The sequence below is a fragment of the Syntrophomonas palmitatica JCM 14374 genome (assembly GCF_001311885.1).
GTDB lineage: Bacteria > Bacillota > Syntrophomonadia > Syntrophomonadales > Syntrophomonadaceae > Syntrophomonas_A > Syntrophomonas_A palmitatica.
This window is the reverse complement of record NZ_BBCE01000026.1, coordinates 1-16,183: the sequence shown is the minus strand read 5'-3', so window position 1 is coordinate 16,183 and position 16,183 is coordinate 1. Positions and strand designations below refer to the sequence as shown.

The 16,183-nt window shown below is 47.9% G+C and carries 27 protein-coding genes and 5 pseudogenes; all 32 read right to left on the bottom strand.

The window, feature by feature from the left end:
* Nucleotides 1-348: 348 nt before the first annotated feature.
* The 32 genes and pseudogenes from rplQ to rpsJ all read right to left on the bottom strand — a co-directional run bounded on the left by rplQ (nucleotide 349) and on the right by rpsJ (nucleotide 16,028).
* A complete protein-coding gene (gene rplQ / locus JCM14374_RS12200) occupies nucleotides 349-690 on the bottom strand; it encodes a 50S ribosomal protein L17 (protein ID WP_054697867.1) in 342 nt (113 codons plus the stop codon).
* A gap of 15 nt (nucleotides 691-705) precedes the next feature.
* Nucleotides 706-1,656 (bottom strand): DNA-directed RNA polymerase subunit alpha, encoded by a 951-nt coding sequence (locus JCM14374_RS12195; protein ID WP_054697863.1) that lies wholly within the window; start codon nucleotides 1,654-1,656, stop codon nucleotides 706-708.
* A gap of 136 nt (nucleotides 1,657-1,792) precedes the next feature.
* Entirely contained in the window at nucleotides 1,793-2,422 is a 630-nt protein-coding gene (gene rpsD / locus JCM14374_RS12190) for a 30S ribosomal protein S4 (protein WP_054697860.1), read from the bottom strand.
* A 16-nt stretch (nucleotides 2,423-2,438) separates the two neighbouring features.
* Entirely contained in the window at nucleotides 2,439-2,831 is a 393-nt protein-coding gene (gene rpsK, locus JCM14374_RS12185; protein WP_054697858.1) for a 30S ribosomal protein S11, read from the bottom strand.
* An 18-nt stretch (nucleotides 2,832-2,849) separates the two neighbouring features.
* Nucleotides 2,850-3,218 (bottom strand): 30S ribosomal protein S13, encoded by a 369-nt coding sequence (gene rpsM, locus JCM14374_RS12180; RefSeq protein WP_054697856.1) that lies wholly within the window; start codon nucleotides 3,216-3,218, stop codon nucleotides 2,850-2,852.
* A 21-nt stretch (nucleotides 3,219-3,239) separates the two neighbouring features.
* Nucleotides 3,240-3,353 (bottom strand): 50S ribosomal protein L36, encoded by a 114-nt coding sequence (gene rpmJ, locus JCM14374_RS12175; protein ID WP_054697853.1) that lies wholly within the window; start codon nucleotides 3,351-3,353, stop codon nucleotides 3,240-3,242.
* 34 nt (nucleotides 3,354-3,387) lie between these two features.
* A complete protein-coding gene (gene infA, locus JCM14374_RS12170) occupies nucleotides 3,388-3,606 on the bottom strand; it encodes a translation initiation factor IF-1 (RefSeq protein WP_054697875.1) in 219 nt (72 codons plus the stop codon).
* A gap of 3 nt (nucleotides 3,607-3,609) precedes the next feature.
* Nucleotides 3,610-3,906, bottom strand: a complete 297-nt coding sequence (locus tag JCM14374_RS12165; protein ID WP_054697850.1) for a KOW domain-containing RNA-binding protein — start codon at nucleotides 3,904-3,906, stop codon at nucleotides 3,610-3,612.
* A 14-nt stretch (nucleotides 3,907-3,920) separates the two neighbouring features.
* Nucleotides 3,921-4,688, bottom strand: coding sequence for a type I methionyl aminopeptidase (map, locus tag JCM14374_RS12160; RefSeq protein WP_054697847.1), 768 nt, complete (start codon nucleotides 4,686-4,688; stop codon nucleotides 3,921-3,923).
* A complete protein-coding gene (locus JCM14374_RS12155; protein WP_054697845.1) occupies nucleotides 4,685-5,335 on the bottom strand; it encodes an adenylate kinase in 651 nt (216 codons plus the stop codon). Before JCM14374_RS12155 ends, map begins: the two co-directional genes overlap by 4 nt.
* Before the next feature lie 12 nt (nucleotides 5,336-5,347).
* A pseudogene (gene secY, locus JCM14374_RS12150) lies at nucleotides 5,348-6,614 on the bottom strand (preprotein translocase subunit SecY).
* Complete coding sequence (gene rplO / locus JCM14374_RS12145; protein WP_054697830.1) at nucleotides 6,614-7,057, bottom strand: 50S ribosomal protein L15; 444 nt, start codon at nucleotides 7,055-7,057, stop codon at nucleotides 6,614-6,616. Before rplO ends, secY begins: the two are co-directional and overlap by 1 nt.
* Before the next feature lie 21 nt (nucleotides 7,058-7,078).
* Complete coding sequence (gene rpmD, locus JCM14374_RS12140; RefSeq protein ID WP_054697828.1) at nucleotides 7,079-7,261, bottom strand: 50S ribosomal protein L30; 183 nt, start codon at nucleotides 7,259-7,261, stop codon at nucleotides 7,079-7,081.
* 13 nt (nucleotides 7,262-7,274) lie between these two features.
* Nucleotides 7,275-7,777 (bottom strand): annotated as a pseudogene (gene rpsE, locus JCM14374_RS12135) (30S ribosomal protein S5).
* A 29-nt stretch (nucleotides 7,778-7,806) separates the two neighbouring features.
* On the bottom strand, nucleotides 7,807-8,172 hold the full coding sequence (gene rplR, locus JCM14374_RS12130; RefSeq protein ID WP_083454085.1) for a 50S ribosomal protein L18: 366 nt from the start codon (nucleotides 8,170-8,172) through the stop codon (nucleotides 7,807-7,809).
* Between the two features lie 21 nt (nucleotides 8,173-8,193).
* Nucleotides 8,194-8,733: a 50S ribosomal protein L6 gene (gene rplF, locus JCM14374_RS12125; protein ID WP_054697818.1), complete on the bottom strand. Its 540-nt coding sequence runs from the start codon at nucleotides 8,731-8,733 to the stop codon at nucleotides 8,194-8,196.
* An 18-nt stretch (nucleotides 8,734-8,751) separates the two neighbouring features.
* Nucleotides 8,752-9,150, bottom strand: a complete 399-nt coding sequence (rpsH, locus tag JCM14374_RS12120; RefSeq protein ID WP_054697815.1) for a 30S ribosomal protein S8 — start codon at nucleotides 9,148-9,150, stop codon at nucleotides 8,752-8,754.
* A gap of 125 nt (nucleotides 9,151-9,275) precedes the next feature.
* Entirely contained in the window at nucleotides 9,276-9,461 is a 186-nt protein-coding gene (locus JCM14374_RS12115) for a type Z 30S ribosomal protein S14 (RefSeq protein WP_054697812.1), read from the bottom strand.
* Between the two features lie 18 nt (nucleotides 9,462-9,479).
* A pseudogene (gene rplE, locus JCM14374_RS12110) lies at nucleotides 9,480-10,015 on the bottom strand (50S ribosomal protein L5).
* Between the two features lie 27 nt (nucleotides 10,016-10,042).
* A pseudogene (gene rplX / locus JCM14374_RS12105) lies at nucleotides 10,043-10,353 on the bottom strand (50S ribosomal protein L24).
* Nucleotides 10,354-10,370: 17 nt separating this feature from the next.
* Nucleotides 10,371-10,739 carry a 50S ribosomal protein L14 gene (gene rplN, locus JCM14374_RS12100; RefSeq protein ID WP_054697806.1) on the bottom strand — a complete coding sequence of 123 codons (369 nt, stop codon included), beginning with the start codon at nucleotides 10,737-10,739 and terminating at the stop codon, nucleotides 10,371-10,373.
* Nucleotides 10,740-10,785: 46 nt separating this feature from the next.
* On the bottom strand, nucleotides 10,786-11,055 hold the full coding sequence (gene rpsQ / locus JCM14374_RS12095) for a 30S ribosomal protein S17 (RefSeq protein ID WP_083454084.1): 270 nt from the start codon (nucleotides 11,053-11,055) through the stop codon (nucleotides 10,786-10,788).
* A 53-nt stretch (nucleotides 11,056-11,108) separates the two neighbouring features.
* Nucleotides 11,109-11,321, bottom strand: coding sequence for a 50S ribosomal protein L29 (rpmC, locus tag JCM14374_RS12090; protein ID WP_054697804.1), 213 nt, complete (start codon nucleotides 11,319-11,321; stop codon nucleotides 11,109-11,111).
* On the bottom strand, nucleotides 11,311-11,745 hold the full coding sequence (rplP, locus tag JCM14374_RS12085) for a 50S ribosomal protein L16 (RefSeq protein ID WP_054697802.1): 435 nt from the start codon (nucleotides 11,743-11,745) through the stop codon (nucleotides 11,311-11,313). Before rplP ends, rpmC begins: the two co-directional genes overlap by 11 nt.
* 3 nt (nucleotides 11,746-11,748) lie before the next feature.
* Nucleotides 11,749-12,420, bottom strand: a complete 672-nt coding sequence (gene rpsC, locus JCM14374_RS12080; RefSeq protein ID WP_054697799.1) for a 30S ribosomal protein S3 — start codon at nucleotides 12,418-12,420, stop codon at nucleotides 11,749-11,751.
* Nucleotides 12,420-12,761, bottom strand: coding sequence for a 50S ribosomal protein L22 (gene rplV / locus JCM14374_RS12075; RefSeq protein ID WP_054697796.1), 342 nt, complete (start codon nucleotides 12,759-12,761; stop codon nucleotides 12,420-12,422). The genes rpsC and rplV overlap by 1 nt, the downstream gene beginning before the upstream one ends.
* A gap of 17 nt (nucleotides 12,762-12,778) precedes the next feature.
* Complete coding sequence (gene rpsS, locus JCM14374_RS12070) at nucleotides 12,779-13,057, bottom strand: 30S ribosomal protein S19 (protein ID WP_054697793.1); 279 nt, start codon at nucleotides 13,055-13,057, stop codon at nucleotides 12,779-12,781.
* Nucleotides 13,058-13,073: 16 nt separating this feature from the next.
* Nucleotides 13,074-13,898: a 50S ribosomal protein L2 gene (gene rplB, locus JCM14374_RS12065; RefSeq protein ID WP_054697790.1), complete on the bottom strand. Its 825-nt coding sequence runs from the start codon at nucleotides 13,896-13,898 to the stop codon at nucleotides 13,074-13,076.
* Nucleotides 13,899-13,933: 35 nt separating this feature from the next.
* Nucleotides 13,934-14,221, bottom strand: a complete 288-nt coding sequence (gene rplW, locus JCM14374_RS12060) for a 50S ribosomal protein L23 (RefSeq protein WP_054697788.1) — start codon at nucleotides 14,219-14,221, stop codon at nucleotides 13,934-13,936.
* Nucleotides 14,222-14,845 (bottom strand): 50S ribosomal protein L4, encoded by a 624-nt coding sequence (rplD, locus tag JCM14374_RS12055; RefSeq protein WP_054697784.1) that lies wholly within the window; start codon nucleotides 14,843-14,845, stop codon nucleotides 14,222-14,224.
* Nucleotides 14,846-14,958: 113 nt separating this feature from the next.
* Complete coding sequence (rplC, locus tag JCM14374_RS12050; RefSeq protein ID WP_054697870.1) at nucleotides 14,959-15,585, bottom strand: 50S ribosomal protein L3; 627 nt, start codon at nucleotides 15,583-15,585, stop codon at nucleotides 14,959-14,961.
* A 135-nt stretch (nucleotides 15,586-15,720) separates the two neighbouring features.
* Nucleotides 15,721-16,028 (bottom strand): annotated as a pseudogene (gene rpsJ, locus JCM14374_RS12045) (30S ribosomal protein S10).
* Nucleotides 16,029-16,183: the final 155 nt, after the last annotated feature.

Sequence of the window (16,183 nt, the reverse complement as noted above, 5' to 3'; positions counted from 1 at the left end):
AGTTCTTTCTTTCGTTTCCACGCAGCATTACATGATAGGTTCCGTTTTCGCTCAGTATCCGCTGGTGTCTGGGCATAGCTTTTGCCTCCTTTGACCAAAGAATAGCTTTGTTCATCTTAAGCTTTTAAGATAAAAAGTGTCAAGAGAACCGTCCCCTTGACACTTTGACTTTGCTTTCCTATACAAAAGCAAAAGCCCGTTCCATAAACGGGCCAGGGTTGATCTGCCGGAAGCATTACATCCGTAATTCGACATAGACTCGCCCGGAGATATCTCCAGGCTCAGATCACGGATGGCAGGTAATAAACTGCCGGCATAGTATATGTGATACGGCTCAGCCGGATCGTTTTAATCAACTAATTCTAAGATCACCATAGGAGCGCCATCACCTTTGCGAAAGCCCATCTTTATCACCCGGGTATAGCCTCCCTGGCGCTCACTGTAACGGTCAGCGATATCGGTAAACAGTTTATGCACGGTGCCTTCGCTGGTCAAATATGACAGGGCCTGACGACGCGCATGCAGATCGCCTCTCTTGCCCAGGGTGATCATCTTTTCGGCTAAACGTTGAATCTCTTTAGCCCTGGTTTCAGTGGTGTTAATTCTTTCATGTTCCAGTAAAGACGTAACCGAATTTCTTAATACGGCTTGTCTGTGATCACTTCTTAAGCCCAATCTACGGTAGCCCACTTATGCCTCTCCTTTCTAATCCTCCGCTTTCTTGAAAGAAAGATTCAGTTCCTTAAGTTTTCTTTCAATCTCTTCCAGCGACTTCTGGCCCAGGTTCCTGATCTTGCTCATCTCTTCACGAGTCTTTTCAATCAAGTCACCCACGGTATTTATATTGGCACGTTTCAAGCCATTGGAGGCCCTGACCGACAACTCCAGTTCTTCAATGGACATTTCCAGGATCTTATCCCGTTTCTCTTCTTCTTTTTCCACCAGTATTTCAACCTGGGTGAAATTATCATTGATCTCCGTAAAGAGCCTCAGGTACTCGATGAGTATTTTGGCTGACAGGCTGATCGCCTCTTCGGGGCTGATGCTGCCATTTGTCCACACCTCTAGGGTCAATTTGTCATAGTCGGTCCTTTTGCCTACGCGGGTATTGTCTACCGTGTAATTAACTCTTAATACCGGGGTATATATAGAGTCAATAGGTATTAAACCCACAATATCGTCATTTTTGTTTGGCTGCTGATCGGCGCTCACATAGCCGCGTCCGCGTTCTACAGTCATTTCAATCGATATCTTGGCGTCTTCATCCAGTGTGGCGATATGCAGCTGCGGATTCAAAACCTCTACTTCCGCGTCCTGTTCTATATCGGCAGCCGTTAATTCCTTGGGACCGCTATGTTCAATTCTGATTATCTTACGTTCAGTGCCATCATATTTGAGTACCAGTTTTTTTATGTTCAGGATTATCTCAGTAGTATCTTCCAGAACTCCAGGGATGGTTGAAAACTCGTGCAATACCCCCTCAATCTTAATCGAACTTACCGCTGCTCCCGGCAGGGATGACAGCAAAACCCGGCGCAGGGAATTGCCCAGAGTGGTTCCATATCCCCTCTCCAGAGGTTCAATCACAAATCTGCCATAATTAGTTTCGGGGTTCTTTTCTACACACTCGATCCTTGGTTTCTCCATCTCGAGCATCCATTTATCCCCTCCTTTGTATATTCGCCCGGTCGTCCGGCAAACTATATGCTGCCAAGGACTTCCATCCTCCTGCGAGAATGGTCCAGTGGCCGATCTATATAGTCAACTTAACCTTGTCTGCAGGTAAAGTTGATTATCTGGAGTATAATTCAACGATTAACTGCTCATTAACCAGGGTGTCAATCTGATCCCTGCGCGGGTAAGCCAAAACGCTGCCGGTCATGCTGTCAACATGAACACTCAGCCACTCGGGCGGCGTCTTATAAGCAGCCTGATCCTTTATTTCCTGAAACTTGGGTGATTCCATGCTCTTTGCCTTAACCTGAATTACATCGCCAACCTTCACCAACATCGAAGGAATACTGGCTTTTTTGCCGTTGATAGTAAAATGCCCGTGGTTGACTAATTGACGAGCTTCCTTGCGTGACGCTGCAAAACCTAAACGATAGACTACATTATCCAGCCGTCTTTCTAATAGAATCAGCAAGTTTTCGCCGGTAATGCCGGTTTTGCGATCCGCTTCCGTAAAATAGTTGCGGAATTGTTTTTCCAAAACCCCGTAGATGCGGCGGGTTTTTTGTTTCTCCCGCAGCTGCAGGCCGTATTCGCTCACCTTGCCCCGGCGATCACGGCCATGGGCTCCCGGCACAAACGGTTTCTTTTCAATAGCACATTTTTGTGAATAACATCTATCTCCCTTCAGGAAAAGCTTTTCGCCTTCCCTGCGGCACTGGCGACATACTGCATCAGTGTATCTTCCCACTTAAACCGCTACCTCCTTAAACCCTTCTTCTTTTCGGTGGCCTGCAACCGTTATGCGGAATGGGGGTTACGTCCTTAATGACGCTGACTTCCAGTCCTGCTGCCTGTAGAGAACGGATAGCAGCTTCACGGCCTGCTCCCGGACCTTTTACAAAACATTCTACTTCCTTAAGTCCATGTTCCATAGCCTGGCGAGCTGCATTTTCAGCAGCCTGCTGGGCGGCAAAGGGCGTGCTCTTTCTGGAGCCTTTAAACCCAACCGTTCCGGCGCTGGCCCAGGAGATAGCGTTGCCATGACGATCCGTTATCGATATGATGGTATTGTTAAAGGTCGATTTGATGTGAGCGATACCCTGCTCGATATTCTTCTTTTCCCGTTTTTTAATGCGGGTACTGGTTCTTCGTGCCACTCATTCTTCCCCCTTCAGCTATTTTTTCTTGCCGGCAACAGTACGTTTGGGTCCCTTGCGGGTGCGCGCGTTGTTCTTGGTATTCTGACCCCTTACCGGCAAGCCGCGGCGGTGACGCAAGCCGCGATAGCAGCCCAGGTCCATTAAACGCTTGATATCCATACTAACTTGTCGACGAAGGTCGCCTTCAACTGTGTATTGTTTTTCAATGATTTCCCTTAACCTGGCAACTTCTTCCTCGGTTAAATCTTTCACTCTGGTATCCGGATTTATACCTGCTTCAGCCAGAATCTTGCGCGATGATGGCCGTCCGATACCAAATATATAGGTAAGTGAAACCTCCACTCGTTTGTCGCGGGGCAGGTCAACTCCAGCTATTCTAGCCATTTTCTTTCACCTCCTGCTTTCTTAACCCTGAACCTGCTTGTGTTTGGGGTTTTCACATATCACCATCACTTTGCCATTGCGCTTGATGATCTTGCATTTTTCGCACATGGGTTTTACCGAGGGCCTTACTTTCACTCTATTTACCTCCTTAATTTGCCTGGTTTACATTCTATTTGAAACGATATATAATACGTCCGCGATTCAGGTCATAGGGTGAGAGTTCCACCATAACCCGGTCACCGGGTAGTATTCTGATAAAATTCATGCGCATTTTTCCGGAGATATGGGCGAGGACTTTATAGCCGTTCTCTAGTTCCACCCGGAACATGGCATTGGGCAATGGTTCAATAACTTTACCCTCGACTTCAATTACATCATCCTTGGCCACCATTTACCAGACCTCCTTCCCATCTCTTTCTCCGTTCTCCAAGAGCCGCTTCAGGTTCTTACGAAAGATGTGATTTCCGGGAGTTTCCCCCCGAGCCAGATAATCAAGTACATCCTCAGCTTTCATATTGGTAAACTGAATATGATTTAAATTTTTTAGTTTGGGATTTTCTATTTTACGCAAATCCCCGTCTGCCAGCATAACAAACCTGTCATTGACTATCTGAACCACTACAAACATTCTGCCTTTATCGCGGCCGGATTTGGAAATAACCACCCGGCCCAGCCTTTCATCGAGCATGGTTCTCACCCCCGTCACCTGGAGGTAAGAATGATGGGACCCCGCTCGGTGATAGCCACAGTATGTTCAAAATGAGCTGAGAGACTTCCATCTTTAGTAACAACGGTCCAATCATCGGCTTTAGTATACACGCCATGCCCTCCCTCATTAACCATGGGCTCAATAGCGATAGTCATTCCCGCTTTTAACGCCGGCCCCCGGTCAGCTCTTCCGTAATTCGGAACCGGAGGGGCTTCATGCATATCACGGCCAATGCCGTGGCCTACAAACTCGCGTACTACTGAATAAGAATGTTTTTCAGCATAGCTCTGTACGGCATTGCCAACCGCCCCCAGACGATTGCCTATTTTAGCCTGAGCTATGCCTTTCATCAGAGCCTGCTCAGTAGTCTTAACCAGCTTTAAAGCTTTAGCTGAGACTTTGCCAACGGGAATGGTTACCGCGGCATCTCCGCAAAAGCCATCCAACAATAGGCCGAAGTCAATGCTTATTATATCTCCCTCTTTCAGCTTTCTATCTCCGGGTATTCCATGTACAACTTCTTCATTAATTGAGGCACAGATAGCTCCCGGAAAGGGCCTGGCCCCTGGTTTGGAATTAGGATAATTCTTAAACAAGGGAACAGCCCCTCGCGCTTGAGTTTCTGCTTCAGCAATGGCATTTAGTTCCCCGGTGGTTATGCCGACTTTAGTTTCATCCTCCAGGCGCTTCAAAATCTGTGCCACCGCAAGCCCTGCGGCGCGCATTATTTTGATTTCATCCGGAGTTTTCAAAATTATCATTGTAATTTCTCCAGGATGCTTCTAACGTCTGCAAAAACAACCTCTGTATCCCTATTGCCGTCAATATCATGCAGTAAACCTTGCGCCTTATAGTAATCCAGCAAGGGATTAGTTTGTTCCATATATACCTCTAAACGTTTGCCTACCGTATCTCCGCGGTCGTCACTGCGCTGTATCAGTTCTCCCCCGCAGCGGTCACATATGCCTGCCTTAGCCGGAGGATTGAACTTTAAATTATACACCGTTTTGCAATCTTTGCAGCTAATACGCCCGGACATACGTTCTACCAGAATTTCATTTGGCACGCTTATATTTATAGCGGCTTCTATCTTTCTTCCTGTAAGGGCCAGAGCCTTATCCAGTGCTTCGGCCTGCACAGTGGTGCGGGGAAATCCATCCAAAAGAAAACCCTTCTGGCAGTCTTCGCGGGCCAGCCTTTCTTCAATAATGCCAATGGTAACCTCATCGGGAACCAATTGACCGCTGTCCATATAAGTTTTAGCCTTCTTGCCCAGCTCAGTTCCATTCGCTACCGCTTCGCGAAATATATCCCCGGTGGAAATATGGGGAATAGGATAACGAGCTTTGATAAATTCCGCCTGGGTTCCTTTGCCTGCCCCGGGGGGACCCATTAATACTATATTCACCGGTATCATCTCCTATTTTACAAAACCCTCATAGCTGCGCAACAAGAGGTGGGATTCTATCTGCTTCATGGTATCCAGGGCCACGCCCACTACGATCAACAGCGAGGTTCCCCCGAACCAAAAGCTCGTAACCCCAGTAAGAGCAATAAATATATTGGGCAGCACCGCTATCAAAGCCAAAAACACACCTCCGGCCAGAGTTAATCTTGACAGAACCTTGTCAATATACTCGGCTGTAGGTCTACCTGGCCTGATGCCGGGAACAAAACCCCCGTATTTTTTTTATGTTCTCTGCTACATCCATAGGATTAAAAATTATAGAAACATAGAAATAGGTAAAGAAAATGATCAATGCCGCATAAAGAACATTATATAACACACCGCTAAATTTGAAATAATGATTCAAAAAATTGTTAAAGCCCGAAGTCGGACTCATCCAAGAACCAATTGTGGCCGGGAACATCATCAGCGACATAGCGAAGATGATGGGAATAACCCCGGCGGCATTAACCTTAAGCGGCAGGAAGGTGCTCTGACCTCCGTAGAGTTTGCGACCGACTACCCGCTTGGCGTACTGAACCGGCAGCCTTCTCTGCCCTTCATTAACCGCTATAATAGCGGCGATTACCGCCAGTGCCATTACTATAAAAATGACTATGTTAAACGCACCGATAATTCCGCCCACCAGCTCCTGAATCACTCCGCCTATTTGCTGCGGCAGGCGGGCTACGATACCAGCAAATATTATCAGGGATATGCCGTTGCCTATTCCCTTCTCGGTTATCATTTCCCCTATCCACATCAAAAGAGCGGTTCCGGCAGTAAGTGATATCGATATTACCATGTATGATACGAAACCCGGATTGGTTAGAGCATTGCTGCGCCCCAGAGCCACTGACATGCCGAAAGCCTGGATAAACGCCAGAACAATAGTGCCGTAGCGGGTATACTGGGCCAGGATCTTTCTGCCTTCGTCGCCTTCTTTGGAAAGTTCCTCCAGCCTGGGTATTACTACCTGTAATAACGACAATATAATTGAAGCATTAATATAAGGAGTAATACTCATGGCGAATATACTGAAGCGCTTGAAAGCGCCTCCGGATATTATGTCAAAGAATCCGAACAACTGTCCGCCCAGGAGCTGTTGCAAGGCATCGGCGTTGATCCCGGGAACCGGTATGTGAGCCCCGATTCTGAATACCAGCAGCATAAAAAGGGTAAAAAGCAGTTTTGATCTCAAGTCGCTGACTTTCCACGCCTGCTGTAATGACCCGATCATCAAATCACCTCTACTTTGCCACCCCGGGCTGTAACCTTTTCTTCAGCTTGCTTGCTGACTTTATGAACCTTGATGTTCAGTTTCTTTTCCAGGTCGCCGTTACCCAGCAATTTAACGCCGTCCTTAAGTTTCTTCACCATTCCGGCTTCCCGCAATACTTCCGGGGTAATTTCAGCGCCATTTTCAAAAACGTTCAGGTCGGAAACATTGATAATGGCATATTCCTTTTTAAATACTGCATTATTGAAGCCACGTTTGGGCAACCGTCTTTGCAAAGGCATCTGGCCGCCTTCAAATCCCGGCCTGATACTGGCGCCGGAGCGGGATTTCTGTCCCTTATGTCCACGGGTAGAGGTTTTCCCATGCCCGGAACCGGGCCCGCGGCCCACTCTCTTAATGCGCTTATTGGCGCCGGATGGGGCCTTCAACTCATTAAGTTTCACCGTAAAACCTCCCTGATGAGTTTATATTTCTTCTACCTGCACCAGGTGTATCACTTTATTAACCTGCCCCCTGATTTCAGGGCAGTCATCTTTGATAACACTCTGGTGAAGTTTCCTCAGCCCCAGGCTTTTAATCGTATCACGCTGGGTTTGAGGACAAGCTATGAAACTTTTAGTCCAGGTTATCTTTAATTGTTTGGCCAAGTCTTATCCCTCCCTAGCCCAGGATATCTTCCGGGGTCCGGCCCCGCATGCGGGCCACATCTTCAACCCGTTTCAGGCTCTTTAAGCCTTCCATCGTGGCATAAACCATGTTAATGGCATTGGCTGATCCCAGAGATTTAGTGAGGATGTCTTTGATACCCGCAGCTTCTAAAACTGCACGCACCGGGCCTCCAGCTATTACTCCCGTACCTGCGGACGCAGCTTCAGGAGGATTTCACCAGCTCCAAAACGCCCGATAATAAGATGGGGAATAGTCCTCTGGTCAATTAACGGTACTTCAATCATATTCTTTTTCGCCATTTCCATGGCTTTGCGAATAGCTTCCGGTACCTCGGTGGCTTTGCCTTTGCCCGTGCCGACCTTGCCTTCCCCGTCGCCTACCACTACCAGGGCGCTGAAGCTGAAGCGGCGTCCACCCTTGACCACTTTGGCCACCCTGCGAACACTAACTACTTTTTCTATATATTCCGGGCCAGCCTGTTCTTTCTCGATCATCGTTTCCCTCCTTGCTTCTTGGCTGAATTCTAGAATTCAAGTCCCTTTTCCCGTGCGGCGTCAGCTAAGGCAGCTACACAGCCATGGTACTTATATCCGTTACGATCAAAAACTACCGTGGTTATCCCCTTGGCTTTGGCCTTTTCAGCAATACTCTCACCCACGCGTTGGGCTGCTGCAATATTGGTCCGGGAAGGCAGATCGCGCATCTCGGGTTCCAGAGTCGAGGCAGCTACCAGGGTAACCCCCATCTGATCATCAATGATCTGGGCATATATGTGTTGCAGGCTCTTATAAATACAGAGCCGCGGGGTTTCGGCTGTCCCTGATATTTTACGCCTGATACGCAGGTGTTTGGATTCTTGCAGTTTCTTTTTAGCGGGCTTTTTTATCATGCTGCTCACTCCTTTCCCGTTTTATCTGCCACCGGCTTTGCCGGCCTTCCGCCTGATCACTTCGTTTTCATATTTGATACCTTTGCCCTTATATGGCTCAGGTTCACGTATCTTTCTTATTACGGCTGCGGTATTTCCTACCAACTGCTTATCAATACCCTTGACCGTAATCTTGGTTACAGCCGGAACTTCAAACTCTATACCTTCCGGTGGGTCGATTTCTACTGGATGGGAAAATCCGATGCTTAAAACCAGTTTTTTACCCTGCATTGAAGCACGATAACCCACGCCTACCATTTCGAGTTTCTTTTCAAAACCGCTGCTGACGCCCGTTACCATATTGGCAAGCAAAGCCCGGCTCAAGCCGTGATAGGCGCGGTCCTGTTTAGCGTCGCTGGCTCTTTGTACCAGAACCTGGCCCTCTTCCTGCACAATACTGATTCCGGGAGGAAAAGACTGGTTCAATACTCCACGCGGCCCTTTTACGGTAACGTTTTGTCCGTCCAGTTTAATTTCAACTCCGGCTGGTAGACTGATAGGTTTTTTACCAATTCGTGACACCTCATAGCCCTCCTTCAGCTACCATATATAACATATTACTTCGCCGCCCAGACCTTGCTTGCGAGCCATTTTGTCGGTCATCAAGCCCTGGGAGGTTGATATTACAGCGGTTCCCAGTCCGCCAAGCACCTTGGGCACTTCATCCTTTTTAACATAAACCCTTAGTCCGGGTTTGCTGATCCGTTTGATTCCTGTGATAACCCTTTGCTTGTTAGGGCCATATTTCAGGAATATCCGGATAATGCCCTGCTTGTCGTCCTCAATATATTCAAAATCTTTAATGTAGCCTTCATCTTTGAGTATTCCGGATATACCCAGCTTTAACTTGGAACTGGGCACCTCAACACTCTCGTGCATGACCATATTTCCGTTTCTGATGCGGGTCAGGAAATCAGCTACGGGATCAGTCATGGCCATAGTCTATACCTCCTCGCGTGTTGAAATAGACACAAATTATACTATAACTTCCACCAGGTTTATATTAGTCCCATGTTCACCTGTTGGTTTCCTAATCTGTGTTAATCTGTGGCTCTTAATAATCCTTACCAGCTGGACTTGGTTATTCCCGGAAGTTCGCCCCGGTGGGCCATTTCGCGGAAACACACCCGGCAGATACCGAATTTACGCATATAGGCTCTGGGCCTTCCGCAAATTTTGCAGCGGTTGTAGCCTCTCACCTCGAACTTCTGCGGGCGTTTTTGCTTTGCGATCATAGCTTTCTTGGCCATTCTATACTATCCCCCTTCTCATCTGAATGGCATGCCCATGCCCTTGAGCAACTCCCTGGCTTCCTCATCGGTTTTCGCCGTGGTTACAACTACTACTTCCAGGCCCCTGATCTTATCGATTTTGTCATAATCGATCTCCGGGAAAATGGTCTGCTCCTTTATTCCCAGGGCATAATTCCCCCGGCCGTCAAAAGCCTGCGGCGATACTCCTCTGAAGTCGCGAACCCTGGGCAGGGATAGATTTATCAGGCGGTCAAGAAAATCATACATGCGTTCGCCCCGCAGGGTAACTTTGCATCCGATTGGCATCCCTTCACGCAGTTTAAAACCGGCGATAGATTTCTTGGCTCTGGTTACCACCGGTTTTTGCCCGGAAATCAGAGTGAGATCGTTGACCGCACCGTCAAGTGTCTTGGGGTTCTGAATGCTTCGCCTACCCCGATGTTAATAACCACCCGTTCCACTTTTGGTACTTCCATAATGTTTTTATATTTAAATTTCTCCATCAGTTTCGGGGTAATATCGTTTTTATACAAATCTTGTAACCTGGACATTTATGCGCTGGCCTCCTTTCTGGAGTTTTAGTCCATAATCTCATTGCATTTTTTGCATACTCTGACCTTTTCGCCATTATCGAGTATGGTTTTTCCCACCCGGGTGGACGGTGGCATTTATTGCAAACCAGCATCACATTGGAAGCATGCAGCGGGCTTTCTATTTTCAATATTCCACCCTGAGGAAGCGCCCGGGTAGGCCGCTGGTGCTTTTTAACCCGGTTGGCCCCTTCAACGACCACGCGATTGGTTCGCGGGATCACCTTCAGTACCTTGCCCTTTTTGCCCGCGTCTTTGCCGGTGGTAATCTGAACGGTATCTCCCTTCTTGATATGCATCTTTACACCTCCATCGTCTATAGCACCTCAGGAGCTAAAGAGACGATCTTCATATAGTTCTTTTCTCTCAGTTCCCGGGCTACAGGTCCAAATATTCGAGTTCCTTTGGGATTTCCGTTATCGTCTATAATAACCGCCGCATTCTCGGAAAAGGCTATATGAGAACCGTCTGGCCGACGGATTTCCTTCTTGGTTCTTACCACTACCGCCTTTACAACATCGCCTTTTTTAACAACGCCGCCTGGAGCAGCTTCTTTCACTGAAGCGATGATTATATCACCAACTGTGGCATACCTGCGGGTGGAACCTCCCATAACTTTTATGCACAGAATGCGCTTGGCTCCAGTATTATCGCCCACCTGAAGCATGGTTTCCTGTTGAATCACGCTGCCAACCTCCCTTCCTTAATCAACCGGTAGAGCAGTATCCTGCTTATTGTAAAGTCTTGGCCCGGCGCACGATTTCCAGCAGTCTCCATCTTTTGTCTTTACTTAAAGGGCGTGTTTCCATAATACGGACTACATCCCCAGCCTTGGCTTCGTTGTTTTCATCGTGGGCCTTGTATTTTTTACTGGTTTTAATAGTCTTTTTGTACAGCGGATGTTGTTTGACCGTTTCTACGCTGACCGTGATGGTTTTATCCATTTTGTCGCTGGTCACGGTGCCTTCTCTTATTTTACGGTTTGCTCGGTTCTCGGCCACGCTTGAGACCTCCTCGGTTTAGTTTTACTTTTATAAAGACCGTTTTTTAGATCTTATACTTGGACTTCATTTTCCCGGGCTATTTCCCGCTGACGCAGCACGGTTTTACAGCGGGCAATGTTTTTTCTGACATCTCTGATACGCATAGGATTGTCGAGCTGCCCGGTCGCCAATTGGAAACGCAGGTTGAACAATTCTTCTTTATAATCTGAAACCTTTTTGTTTAATTCATCGTCGGTCAGATCCCTCATTTTCTTAGCTTTCACCGAGCTCACCACCCATTTCTTCTCTTTTCACAAACTTGCACTTGATAGGCAGCTTGTTGGCGGCCAGGCGCATGGCTTCACGAGCCACTTCCTCGTTTACGCCTGATAGTTCAAACATCACCCGGCCTGGTTTAACCACGGCTACCCAATGTTCAGGAGAGCCTTTGCCTTTACCCATACGGGTTTCAGCAGGTTTCACAGTCAAGGGCCGGTCAGGAAATATCTTAATCCAGAGCTTTCCGCCTCTTTTAACGTGGCGGTTTATAGCTATACGCGCAGCTTCTATCTGCCGGTTGGTTATCCAGGCTGGTTCCATGGCCTGTAATCCGAAGTCACCATAGGTAACGGTGTTGCCTTTATTAGCCTTGCCCGTTGGGTAGGTCCGGTGCTGCTTTCTATGTTTAACTCTTTTTGGGGTAAGCATCTTTTATTCTGCCTCCTCCGCTGCTTTCTGTTGGGGTCTTTTCTTGGCTTCAGGCAGTATTTCGCCCCGGTTTATCCACACTTTGATGCCTATCTTGCCATAAGTGGTGGCAGCTTCAGCGAATCCATAATCCACATCGGCACGCAGTGTGTGCAGGGGAACTTTACCTTCGGCGTACCACTCACTGCGGGCAATCTCAGCTCCGCCCAGGCGTCCTGATATGGCTACCTTGATACCAATCGCTCCCGCCCTCATGGTACGGCCTACACTCTGTTTCATGGCCCGGCGGAAAGAAACACGTTTTTCTAACTGCTGGGCAATTCCTTCGGCTACAATCTGAGCATCGAGTTCAGGTTTCTTGATTTCTTGTATATTGATATTGATGTTCTTACCGGTCATAGCGGCAAGATCCACCTTGAGTTTTTCTACTTCCAGCCCTCCGCGTCCGATAACGATTCCAGGCCGGGCAGTGTGAATGGTAATTCTGACACGATTGCCGGTGCGTCCGATCTCAACCTTTGAAACCCCGGCCGCATAAAAACGGTCCTTTATGTGGTTTCTAATCTTGTAATCCTCGTGCACCAGTTCGGTGTAATCACGATCGGCATACCAGTTGGAATCCCAATCTCTGATGATGCCTATTCTGAATCCCTTGGGATGAACCTTTTGACCCACTATTTAACCTCCCTTTCCCGTACTACCACCGTTACATGGCTGGTTCTATGACGCTTTACGTCGGCTCTTCCATAGGCACGGGGCCGCATTCGCTTGAGGGTGGGGCCTTCATCCACATAGATTTCCGATACATAAAGGTCGCCGGAATCCATATCAAAGTTATGTTCAGCGTTGGCTATGGCTGATTTAAGCACTTTGAATATTATTGGAGCGGACTTTTTATTGGTATACCGCAGAATACCCATAGCTTCATTTACTTCTTTTCCTCTCACGAGGTCCGCTACCTGTCTGGCTTTAAAGGGTGATACCCTCAAATGCTTACCGATTGCTTTGGCTTCCATTCTTTATGCCCCCCTCTCTACCTCGACCTTTTCTCGTTTTTTCCAGCATGGCCGCGATAAGTTCTGGTAGGAGCGAATTCTCCCAGTTTCATGCCAATCATATCTTCGGTTACATAGACCGGCACATGCCTGCGCCCGTCATGTACTGCCAGGGTGTGACCAATCATCTGCGGCATGATAGTGGACCGCCGCGACCAGGTCTTGATAACCTTTTTCTGGCCGGATTGGTTCATTTCATCGACTTTTTTCAGCAGTTTCTCTTCACAGTAAGGTCCTTTCTTGAGTGACCTGCTCATTTACCAAGACCTCCTTCTATTTGCGCTTCTTGACTATCATCTTATCTGATGGTTTCTTTTTGCGGGTTTTGCCGCCGATAGCTATCTTACCCCAGGGTGATACAGGGTATTTTCTGCCTATGGGAGCCCGGCCCTCGCCACCGCCATGAGGATGGTCTACCGGGTTCATTACCGAGCCTCTTACCGTAGGCCTGATTCCCATCCAACGGGAACGACCGGCTTTACCGATAGTGACATTTTCATGATCCAGGTTTCCTACCTGGCCAATGGTAGCGCGGCAGTTTACATGCACCAGCCTGACTTCTCCGGAAGGCAGTCTGACATGGGCATAATTTCCTTCCTTGGCCATCAACTGGGCTACAGTCCCGGCGGAACGTACCAGCTGCCCGCCTTTGCCAGGTCTCAGTTCTATGTTGTGAATCAGCGAACCTACCGGTATGGCTTTCAGGGGCAGGGTGTTGCCCACTTTTATATCAGATTCCGGGCCTGAAACCACCGTATCGCCCACTTTGAGGTTATTAGGGGCAATAATATAGGCTTTGCGGCCATCTGCATAGTGCAGCAAAGCAATATTGGCGCTGCGGTTAGGATCATATTCTATGGCCGCCACTTTGGCGGGAATGTCATCACGATTGCGTTTGAAATCTATAATACGGTATAACCGTTTATGTCCGCCGCCATGATGTCTGACGGTCAGCCTTCCCTGGGCATTGCGGCCCGCCTTGCTTTTGAGCGGTTGGGTCAGGCTTTTTTCGGGCTCTTTTTTTGTCAGCTCAGCGAAACTCAGAGCTGTCATCTGCCTGCGGCTTGGGGTCGTGGGCTTGTATTTCTTTATCGCCATTCCATCATACCTCCTTAAATACGCCTGGCCCTATATTACATGCCTTCGAACAGGCGTATCTTCTGCCCGGGCTTGAGCGTGACTATTGCTTTTTTACGGTCGGGCCTCTTGCCTTCGTATTTGCCCATGCGTTTGGGCTTGCCCTTAACGATCATAGTGTTTACATTTTCAACCCTGACATTGAATATGTTCTCAATGGCATTCTTTATTTCGGTTTTATTGGCCTTTTTATCTACCACAAAGGTGTATTTGTTGTCAGCCAGCAGGTTCATGGATTTCTCCGTTACCACCGGCCTGATGATGATATCCCGGTAATCCTTCATTTACGCAAATACCTCCTCTACTTTGGCCACCGCATCACGGGTAATCAAAAGGGTGTCATAGTTCAGGAGATCATATACATTCATAAAATCAACCCGGAGAGGTTTTACCCCCGGAATATTGCGAGCTGATTTTACTACATTCGGGTCCCCGTCGGCGGTTACCACCAGGGTTTTCTTCCCTGCATTCAAGGCTTCCAGGGTGGCAGCCATCAATTTGGTTTTGGGTTCGTCAAAGTTTAAGCTGTCTACTACAATCAGGTTGTTATCCTGGACTTTGCTGGATAAGGCCGATTTCATGGCTAAACGTCTGACCTTACGGGGCAGTTTCATAGAGTAATCGCGCGGTTTGGGACCAAATACAATCCCTCCGCCCTTCCATACCGGGCTGCGATTACTGCCGGCGCGGGCACGGCCAGTGCCTTTCTGCCGCCAAGGTTTCTTGCCGCCGCCACTTACTTCGGATCTGGTTTTGGTAGAGGCAGTACCGGCTCGTTTATTGGCCAGCTGCATTTTAACAAACTGATATAGAACTGCCTCATTAGGCTTTATACCGAACACATCATCAGAAATCTCCAGATCTCCGATCTGAGCCCCGCTCATATCATACAAAGCAACCTTGGGCACTTTCGTAACCTCCTTGAAATCAAATAGGTGCAATACTGAATCTGACAAATTTGGTTGTTTATCTGTTAAGCCCTTTGCAAGTACCGCTATTAAAGAGTTAAAACAAAATCACGTTAAGCTTTAACTGAATCCTTAATAATAACCATACCCCGCTTGGGCCCGGGGATAGAGCCTTTGATAAGCAGCAGGTTTCTATCCGGATAGACTTTTACTACCTTCAAGCCCTGTACCGTTACCCTTTCCCCTCCCAGTCGGCCGGGAAGTTTCCTGCCTTTAAAAACACGGGCCGGACCCTTGGCTCCCAACGAACCAGGACGGCGATGGTATTTCGAGCCATGCCCCATGGATCCGCGCGCAAAGTTGTGCCGCTTAACCCCGCCGGCAAATCCTTTGCCTTTGGATGTACCTACTACATCCACCATATCTCCGGCGGCAAACACGTCAACCTTAATATCCTGGCCCATCTCATACGCGTCGATATTTTCCATGCGAAATTCTCTAATGTAGCGCAGGGGCTTCACATTTGCCTTTTTAAAATGGCCCTTGGCTGGCTTGTTAGCCTTCCTTTCTTTCAGGTTGTAAAAACCTACCTGAATAGCGTTGTACCCATCTGTATCCACGGTCTTTTTTTGCAAAACTGTGCAAGGACCCGCTTCAACCAGGGTTACAGGTATTGCTGCACCATTGTCGTCAAATATCTGGGTCATTCCCACCTTGGTACCCAGAATGGCCTTCTTAATGTTTCTGGACATATACTACCTCCTAAGCACTAAATCTTTGGTGATCGGTTGGAAGTGGTTATCCAACATCACTTCTCTAAAATAACCGGCCTCAAGGCCTTGTCTGCCACTGGCTCCTGGCATCGTGCTCACTGGCTACAACTTGATCTCAATATCTACTCCTGAAGGCAAATCCAGGTGCATCAGAGCATCAATCGTTTTGGGATTAGGATCCAGGATATCGATTAAACGTTTATGGGTCCGCATCTCAAATTGCTCACGTGAGTCTTTGTTTACATGGGGAGAACGCAAAATGGTATATATGCTCTTCTCCGTCGGCAGGGGAATGGGTCCTGAAACGCTTGATCCATTTTTTTAGCTGTCTCCACAATAGTTTGCGAAGACTTATCTAAAAGTTTGTGATCAAAGGCTTTCAGTCTGATTCTTACTTTTTGGCCACTCACTCTTGCATGAACCTCCTTAAATATTCGCTTCGTTGTTCCACGCCGCCAGGCGTTTAGTGTAAAAACAAGAACCAATTCAACGCAGATTTACGCAGATAAAATCTGCGTTCATCTGCGTTTAGATTGCTGATTAGTCGTTTCTGATACCGGTTACG

Excerpts from the sequence above, each read along its gene's own strand:
- rpsM (WP_054697856.1), bottom strand. The coding sequence starts at position 3,218 with ATGGCTAGAATAGCTGGAGTTGACCTGCCCCGCGACAAACGAGTGGAG.
- rplR (WP_083454085.1), bottom strand. The coding sequence starts at position 8,172 with ATGATAAAAAAGCCCGCTAAAAAGAAACTGCAAGAATCCAAACACCTG.
- rpsS (WP_054697793.1), bottom strand. The coding sequence starts at position 13,057 with ATGAGCAGGTCACTCAAGAAAGGACCTTACTGTGAAGAGAAACTGCTG.
- rplP (WP_054697802.1), bottom strand. The coding sequence starts at position 11,745 with ATGCTTACCCCAAAAAGAGTTAAACATAGAAAGCAGCACCGGACCTAC.
- rplV (WP_054697796.1), bottom strand. The coding sequence starts at position 12,761 with ATGGAAGCCAAAGCAATCGGTAAGCATTTGAGGGTATCACCCTTTAAA.
- map (WP_054697847.1), bottom strand. The coding sequence starts at position 4,688 with ATGATAATTTTGAAAACTCCGGATGAAATCAAAATAATGCGCGCCGCA.
- rplB (WP_054697790.1), bottom strand. The coding sequence starts at position 13,898 with ATGGCGATAAAGAAATACAAGCCCACGACCCCAAGCCGCAGGCAGATG.
- rpsH (WP_054697815.1), bottom strand. The coding sequence starts at position 9,150 with ATGGCCATGACTGATCCCGTAGCTGATTTCCTGACCCGCATCAGAAAC.
- JCM14374_RS12195 (WP_054697863.1), bottom strand. The coding sequence starts at position 1,656 with ATGCTCGAGATGGAGAAACCAAGGATCGAGTGTGTAGAAAAGAACCCC.
- JCM14374_RS12165 (WP_054697850.1), bottom strand. The coding sequence starts at position 3,906 with ATGCTCGATGAAAGGCTGGGCCGGGTGGTTATTTCCAAATCCGGCCGC.
- JCM14374_RS12115 (WP_054697812.1), bottom strand. The coding sequence starts at position 9,461 with ATGGCCAAGAAAGCTATGATCGCAAAGCAAAAACGCCCGCAGAAGTTC.
- rplW (WP_054697788.1), bottom strand. The coding sequence starts at position 14,221 with ATGAAGGATTACCGGGATATCATCATCAGGCCGGTGGTAACGGAGAAA.